General features: G+C 67.6%; 7 protein-coding genes. All 7 read right to left on the bottom strand.

What is annotated here, in order from left to right; all coding sequences use genetic code 11:
- Nucleotides 1-81: 81 nt before the first annotated feature.
- Nucleotides 82-822 carry a histidine utilization transcriptional repressor HutC gene (hutC, locus tag EDC22_RS17740; protein ID WP_132808089.1) on the bottom strand — a complete coding sequence of 247 codons (741 nt, stop codon included), beginning with the start codon at nt 820-822 and terminating at the stop codon, nt 82-84.
- The gene (locus tag EDC22_RS17735; protein WP_132808088.1) at nt 822-1,844 is read right to left on the bottom strand and encodes a zinc-dependent alcohol dehydrogenase; all 1,023 of its coding nucleotides are present in this window, start codon (nt 1,842-1,844) and stop codon (nt 822-824) included. The genes hutC and EDC22_RS17735 overlap by 1 nt, the downstream gene beginning before the upstream one ends.
- 14 nt (nt 1,845-1,858) lie before the next feature.
- Nucleotides 1,859-2,659: an ABC transporter permease gene (locus tag EDC22_RS17730; RefSeq protein ID WP_132808086.1), complete on the bottom strand. Its 801-nt coding sequence runs from the start codon at nt 2,657-2,659 to the stop codon at nt 1,859-1,861.
- A complete protein-coding gene (locus EDC22_RS17725) occupies nt 2,656-3,600 on the bottom strand; it encodes an ABC transporter permease (protein WP_132808084.1) in 945 nt (314 codons plus the stop codon). Before EDC22_RS17725 ends, EDC22_RS17730 begins: the two co-directional genes overlap by 4 nt.
- A gap of 123 nt (nt 3,601-3,723) precedes the next feature.
- Nucleotides 3,724-4,845, bottom strand: coding sequence for an ABC transporter substrate-binding protein (locus tag EDC22_RS17720; protein ID WP_132808082.1), 1,122 nt, complete (start codon nt 4,843-4,845; stop codon nt 3,724-3,726).
- A 34-nt stretch (nt 4,846-4,879) separates the two neighbouring features.
- On the bottom strand, nt 4,880-6,028 hold the full coding sequence (locus EDC22_RS17715; protein WP_132808080.1) for an ABC transporter ATP-binding protein: 1,149 nt from the start codon (nt 6,026-6,028) through the stop codon (nt 4,880-4,882).
- A gap of 135 nt (nt 6,029-6,163) precedes the next feature.
- Nucleotides 6,164-6,937, bottom strand: a complete 774-nt coding sequence (locus tag EDC22_RS17710; protein WP_132808078.1) for an SDR family NAD(P)-dependent oxidoreductase — start codon at nt 6,935-6,937, stop codon at nt 6,164-6,166.

Genomic DNA, 6,937 nt, shown 5'->3' with positions numbered 1-6,937 from the left:
ATCCGCTGCGCGGCGGCGTTGGAAGCGGCTAACGGCTTTCCGCCGCGTGCGCCGGCGGCCTGATCTGACCGGCCAGCTGAATCAGCCGGATCGGGGGGCGTCGACCGGGCGGTAGCGGCTGCCGAGGGGGATGCGGCTGCCGGCATAGATGAACCGGTTAACCGTGACGACCGCGGTTCCCGACCATGTGCGCCGGTAGAGCAGCGGGCATGGCTCGCCCCGGGGAAGCTGCAACATGGCGGCGGTGCGGGAATCGGCCGCGATCGCGGTGATGATGTGTTCGACTTCGGTGACCGGGGTCTGCGCCTGCAGGTACTCGAAGGTCGTCATGGCGGTGAAGTCCTGGTCACCATAGTGCGGCGCGAAGTCCGGATTGACGTGCCGCTCCTCGAGCTGGACCGGCAGGTCATCCTCGAAGTGCAGCACCACCGAGTGAAACACCGGCCGGGTGCGCGGAAACTCGAAGGCGGCCGCCAGATCGGGCGTGGCGGTGACACGCTCCAGCGCCAGCACTTCAGCGCGGTGGCGGTTGCCGCGGGCCGTGATCTCCTCGGAGATGTCGCGGATTTCGATCAGGGCCGACCGCGGCTTGGGCGGGGCAATGAAGGTGCCGACGCCCTGGATGCGCACCAGAATGCCAGCCGCCGCGAGCTCGCGCAGTGCCCGGTTGACCGTCATGCGCGATACGCCGAGCGAGGAGACCAGCTCGTTCTCCGACGGCAGGCGGCGCCCGTGCGCCCAGGCGCCGGCGCCGATGTTGCGCAGGATGAAGCCTTTCACCCGCTCGTAGAGCGGCCCGTCGGTATCCGACAGCGCGGTCATCATGCGTCCCCACCGGCCCGGGGTAGATGCGGCCGCACGATCGTCTTCAGTCCCTTCGCCTCGCCCGCCAGCAGCCGGCGATAGGCTTCCGGGAGATCCTCGATGGCGATCTCCGTGTCGATCATTCGGCGGATCGCGGGAGCAAGGCGCGGCAGCATCGCGATCGCCTCCGGCAGCTCGTCGGCGAAAACGCTGCATCCTTCAAGCGACAATTCCCGCTCGACGATCAGGTTCGGATCGAGATCAAGCCTGCCGTGGAAGATGCCGACAAGGGCGATCCGTGCGCCGGCATCGACACGATCGATCAGGTTCGGGAGAAGGTGGACGCTGCCGGTCGCCTCCACGGCATGACGGACGGGCGGGAGGGCGGACGCGTCACCGTCGAGGGACACGGGTTCCGCTGCGGCGGCGTCCGCGACGCATGCCAGGCGGTGGTGATTGCGGTCGGCGATCAGGATGCGCCCTGCGCCCATGTCGCGCAGCAGGAGCGCCACCAGCCCGCCGATCGGCCCGCAGCCGGCAATGAGGACCGGGTCTCCCGGTCCGCACCCAAGCCTGTGCACCGCATGCAGGGCGACCGCCAGCGGTTCGGCAGTGGCGGCGATCGCCGGATCGAGGCCGGGATCGACCTTGTGCAGCAGGCGGGCCGGCAGCACGACCTCCTCGGCGAAGCCGCCGTCGCAGACTTCGCCGACGAACCCGAGGGTCGCGCACAGATTGTGGCGGCCCGCGATGCAGGCCGGGCATGCGCCGCAGAAAACGCGGGAATCGGCAACGACCGCGTCGCCCTCCGCGAGGCCGGAGACGCCAGCGCCGATCGCCGTGACGATGCCGGCCAGTTCATGGCCGGGAACGGAGGGCGACCGGCTGATCCACTGGCCGGTGCGGAAGTTGTGCAGGTCTGAGCCGCAGATGCCGGCCGCCGTGACGCGACAGCGGACCCAGCCCTCGGCCGGCTCGCCCGGTGTCGGGATGTCCTCGACGCGCAGGTCGCCGATCCCATGGAGTCGTGCCGCGCGCATGGTCCGGCCTCCGGTCATTTGGATCGCAGGAAGATGTCGAGGCCGACCAGCCGGTCGAGCAGGACGATGGCAAGCGCGGCCACGGCAATGAACACCACCGAGATGGCGGCCAGATCGGGCGTGATGATCGAGCGGATCGAGTTGTAGATCTGCACCGGCAGCGTGACGATGCGGGCATCGACCAGCAGCAGGCTCACCAGGAACTCGTTCAGCGCCAGGATGAACATCAGCAGCGATCCGGTGATGACGCCGGGCATCACGGCGGGTAGCGTCACCATCAGGAAAGTCTGCACGGGCGGGGCGCCGCAATTGGCGGCAGCGTTCTCGATGTCGATGTCTAGCGCGTTGACGCTCGCAACCACCGGCCAGATCATGAACGGCAGGTTGATGACGCAGACCGCGATGCCGATCGGCCAGAGCTGGCCGAGCAGGCGCATCTCGCCGAAGATCAGCATCAGCCCGATCCCGGAGCCGATCAGCGGTATGGTGAAGGGCAGCAGCAGGTAGATCTGGATCGTCTTCTCGAAGCGGATCCGGTACCTCGACAGCGCAATGCCGGCCAGCGTACCGACCGGCAGTGCGATCATCACGCAGATCGTCGCCACGTAGAGCGAGCGCAGGAAGGCCTGCCGCAAGCCGGCCGCGCCGAGGATCGCCTCGTACCACCTCAGCGACAGGCCCTGCGGGGGGAAGGTGATGATGTTGCCCGCGGTGAAGGAGGCGCCGAGCACCACCACGGTCGGCGCCGACAGCACGACGACGCAGATGGCGACGACGCTCCACAGGAACAGGGCCTTGCCGTGCGCCGAGGTCATGGAAAGCTCCGTCCGCGCAGGCCGAGCGTGCCGGTGCCGACCAGCGCAAAGACGATGCCGACCAGCGTCGAGCCGACGGCGACCAGCAGCAGCGCCAGCGTCGCGCCGAGGCCCGCGTCGGACGTACGGAAGAACTGGTCGTAGATCGCGTTGGCGATGAAATCGTTGCCGCCACCGCCGAGAATCGCGGGGATGGCGAAGTCGGTCAGTGACAGCGTCAGCACCACGATGCCGGCGCCGATCAGGCCGGGCCTTGCCATCGGAATGATGACGTGAATGAACGTGCGGACCCAGTTCGCGCCGAGGGATTCGGCCGCCTGCTCGGTCTCCTCGGGGATCGCGGTCAGCGCCGGTGCAAGCATGAGCACGGCGAAGGGCAGCATGTACTGCACCAGGCCGAAGATCACCGCGGGATAATTGTAGATCAGCCGGTAGGGGCCGAGCCCGACCAGCGCCAGCGCCTCGTTCACCAGTCCCTGGTTGCCGAGGATGATGAGCCAGCCGTAGGCGCGCACCACCTGGCCAATGAAGAACGGCAGGAACAGTGCGATCAGCAGGAATTTCCTCAGCGCTCCGGAGACGGTGCGGACCATGACGTAGGCATAGACGAAGGCCAGCGGCAGCGTGATCGCGGTAACGAGGGCCGCACCGAGCAAGCTGCGGATCGAGACATTGGTGAACAGCGGCTGCGTCACGGCCCGCCGGAAGTTCTCCAGCGTGTAATGTTCGGACAACAGGAAGGTCGTGCGGTCGAGTGTCCTCAGGCTGGTATCGGCCATCTCGACGAGGCCCGCCACCAGCAGCCCGATCAGCAGAATAGCCGGCAGCAGCATGAGGTAGGGCAGGGCCGGCGCGAAGCGCCGCGGCCAAATACGGTCGGCGGCGACCTCGAGGAAGTCGAGGATGTGCCAGCGGATCGGATAGGCGGCGGATCTGCGCATCGGCCTGTTGTCGCCTTTCGGTTCTTCGGGTTTGGCCGTGCCCGCTCACAAGGATTGCCCGACGCCGGCACGATGCCGGTGTCGGGCGTGGGCGCGCGCCGGCTGCCGCCCTGGCGTCGCCGCTCAGCTCTGCATGATCTCCTTGAACTTGGCGAACCATTCGGACTGGTGCTCGACCTGCACCTGCGGCGGCACCAGCAGCAGCCTCTCGAAATCCTCCGGCTTGACCGGGTATGACGGGTCGCCAACGAGGTCGGCGGGGGGCGTCAGGCCGGGATAGACGCCCGGCAGGCCGAGACCGTCGAGCCAGACCTGCTGGGCCTCCTTCGTCAGCGCGAACGCGATGTACTGCTTGGCCCAGTACAGCTCGTTCTCCGGCAGCCCCCTGGGAATCCAGAGTCCGTCAGTATCGACCTTGGCTCCTTCGACAGGGACAGTCCAGCTTACCGCGATACCGTTCTTCTTCGCTTCACGGGCGTTGGAACTGATGGTGCAGGCAAGGTCGATCTCGCCGTTCTGGAACCAGGCGGTGAAGTCCGGGTCCTCGCCGAGCAGCGGGTTCTGCGCCTTTATCTTGCGCATGAATTCCCAGCAGGCGTCCATGTTGTCCGGGATGTCGGCGAAGCTGCCGCCGCCGGCGATCTGGGCGGGCGGCTGGAAGCCGATCCCGTCATTGTAGAGCGCGATGCGGCCCTTGAACTTGGGGTCGAGCATGACCGTCCACGAGGTCGGCGGACCGTCGGGGAAGGCCTCGTCGCGATAGGCGAGGACATAGACGTAGGCGTAGGTGTTGACGATCGGGTAGCCTTCGAGCCCGACCGGCTTGGCCAGGTCCAGAAGGTCGTCGAGGCCCGGCAGGTCGGACAGATCCTCGGTGACGCCACGCAGCGCCGACTTGGTCGCGTTGGCGGTCGTGTCCCAGTTGATGTGAATCGGCGGCACCCTGTTCTGGGCGACGGCGGCCCAGACCTTCGGCTGGATCTCGTTGTCCTCGGTCAGGTCGTGACGGATGGCGATGCCGGTCCTGGCAGTGAAGGGATCCGAGACACCGGCCTTCAGCGAGTCCACCCACACGCCACCCCAGGCCCGCACGATCAACTCGGCCGGCTTCGGCGGCTCCTGGGCGAGTGCCCCGCCGGCCAGCCCGAGCGACGAGAGGCCGGCGAGCGAGCCGGCGGCGGCGGTTCCGGCGAGGAACCTGCGCCGCGACAGCGGCGTGGTCAGGGGCAATTTCCGGTTCGACATGCTGTCAACTCCTCTGTTGGCGGTCTTGTTCAGGCTATCCGGGGAAGACGAGCAGATCGCGGGCATTCCAGCCAACGAAGATCGCCGACCCGGCATCATGCTGCGCGTGCTCGGCAGGATCGTGGTCGAAGGCGCGCAGCAGCAGATCGTCGGGCTTAGCGAGCCGCACCTCGTAGACAACGCGCTCGCCCTCGAAGATGACATCCTCGACCACGCCCGGCAGCACCGTGTCGAGGTTCGCCAGATCGTCGGCACGCGCGGCCATGCGCACCTGCTCGGCGCGCAGCGCCGCCTGGGCCGGCCCACCCGCGGCGGGGACAACGTCGCCGGCCGGACGGCCCGGAAGCTCGACGTCGCCGAGCGCGATCGTCGCGCGACCAGATCCGTAGCCAACGAAGGTTCCGGGCAGGAAGTTGGTCACCCCGATGAAGCCGGCGACGAAGGGATTGGCGGGCTGCCGATAGGTCGCGGCGGGCTGCGCCTTCTGCTGAATGCGGCCCTTGTCCATCACGATGATCTCGTCGGACATTACCAGCGCCTCGCGCTGATCGTGGGTGACGTTGATCGTGGTGACGCCGAGTTCGCGCTGGATGCGGCGGAACTCCAGCTGCATCTCCTCGCGCAGCTTGCGGTCGAGCGCGGCGAGCGGCTCGTCGAGCAGCAGCAAATCGGGCTCGAAGACCAGCGCGCGGGCGATCGCCACGCGCTGCTGCTGGCCGCCGGAGAGTTCGTGCACGCGCCGCCTGCCGAGTCCGCCGAGCCGCACGAGCTCCAGATATCGCTCGACTCTCTCGGGAATCGTGCGCGCATCGAAGCGGCGCATCTTGAGCGGAAAGGCGACGTTCTCCGCCGCCGTCATGTGCGGGAACAGCGCCAGCCGCTGAAAGACCATGCCGATCGCGCGCCGGTGCGGCGGCATTGCCGAGACCGGCGTGCCGCCAATGAAGATCTCGCCGCTGGTGGGGCTGAGGAAGCCGGCAATCATCCGCAGCAGCGTGGTCTTTCCCGATCCCGACGGCCCGAGGATCGTGAGGAAGGAGCCCTTCGCGAGGTCGAACGACGCGTTCTCCACGGCAATCGTGCCGGAGAACACCATGCTGACGTCCTTCACCGAAACGGCGACGGCCGCAGCGTCGCGGTCTCGGCCGGGACGGACCGGGATGCCTGTCGCTGGCGTCGTCATGGTCGGATGCTGGACCCCGCTGTTGCGGTGAGTTCACCGAACCTCGGGGAACGAGTCAAGGAGACGTATATACAACCCAGCGTCCGTATCGTGCCAGCATCCGAGGGCCCCGGCGTCTGACCGCACGGACCCTCTTCAGATCGATGCCAGGTAGCCGCCGTCGATGGCGAGGCATTGTCCGGTGATATAGGCCGCAGCGTCGGAGACGAGGAACACCGACGCACCAGCCAGGTCGTCGAGACGGCCGAAGCGGGCGAGCGGGATCTTGCCGAGCATCGCTTCACGCCAGCCCTCGTTGCGGTAGAACACGTCGGTCATCGCGGTGTGGAAATAGCCGGGCGCGATGGCATTGACCCGGATGCCCAGCGGCGCCCATTCCGCCGAGAGCGCCCGCGTCATGCCGAGCAGGCCGCTCTTGGAGGAACCATAGGGTACCGCAGTCGGGACTCCCACCTCCGAGGTCAGCGAGCAGAGGTTGAGGATCGCGCCGCCATGGCCCTGCTGCTTCATGCGCGCCGCGGCGGCCTGTGCGCAGAAGAAGGCGCCCTTCAGATTGGTGTCGAGGATGCGGTCCCACAATGCCTCGTCGACCTCGAGCGAGGGGCGGACCTCCTCGATACCGGCATTGTTCACGAGGATGTCGAGACCGCCGAGCGCGGTTGCGGCGGATTCCGTGCCAGCTCGGCACTGGTGAGCGTCCGACACGTCCATTGCCACTGCCACCGCATTCCGTCCGGTGGCGGATATCGCTGCCATCGTGTTGGCGAGCGCCGCCTCGGTGCGCGCGGCAACCGCGACATCTGCGCCGGCCTCGGCCAGCGCCACCGCGATGGTGCTGCCGATGCCGCGGCTGGCTCCGGTGACAAGGGCGCGACGCCCTGACAGGTCGAACAGCGACAGGACCGACAT

Origin of the sequence: Tepidamorphus gemmatus (genome assembly GCF_004346195.1) — a bacterium.
Classification (GTDB): domain Bacteria; phylum Pseudomonadota; class Alphaproteobacteria; order Rhizobiales; family Tepidamorphaceae; genus Tepidamorphus; species Tepidamorphus gemmatus.
Note: the sequence above shows the minus strand (reverse complement) of the source record. Positions and strands in the feature narration are given on the sequence as shown.

Bases quoted from the DNA above. Each gene is read 5' to 3' on its own strand.
- hutC (WP_132808089.1), bottom strand. From the start codon at position 822: ATGACCGCGCTGTCGGATACCGACGGGCCGCTCTACGAGCGGGTGAAA.
- EDC22_RS17735 (WP_132808088.1), bottom strand. From the start codon at position 1,844: ATGCGCGCGGCACGACTCCATGGGATCGGCGACCTGCGCGTCGAGGAC.
- EDC22_RS17730 (WP_132808086.1), bottom strand. From the start codon at position 2,659: ATGACCTCGGCGCACGGCAAGGCCCTGTTCCTGTGGAGCGTCGTCGCC.
- EDC22_RS17725 (WP_132808084.1), bottom strand. From the start codon at position 3,600: ATGCGCAGATCCGCCGCCTATCCGATCCGCTGGCACATCCTCGACTTC.
- EDC22_RS17720 (WP_132808082.1), bottom strand. From the start codon at position 4,845: ATGTCGAACCGGAAATTGCCCCTGACCACGCCGCTGTCGCGGCGCAGG.
- EDC22_RS17715 (WP_132808080.1), bottom strand. From the start codon at position 6,028: ATGACGACGCCAGCGACAGGCATCCCGGTCCGTCCCGGCCGAGACCGC.
- EDC22_RS17710 (WP_132808078.1), bottom strand. From the start codon at position 6,937: ATGTCGGTCCTGTCGCTGTTCGACCTGTCAGGGCGTCGCGCCCTTGTC.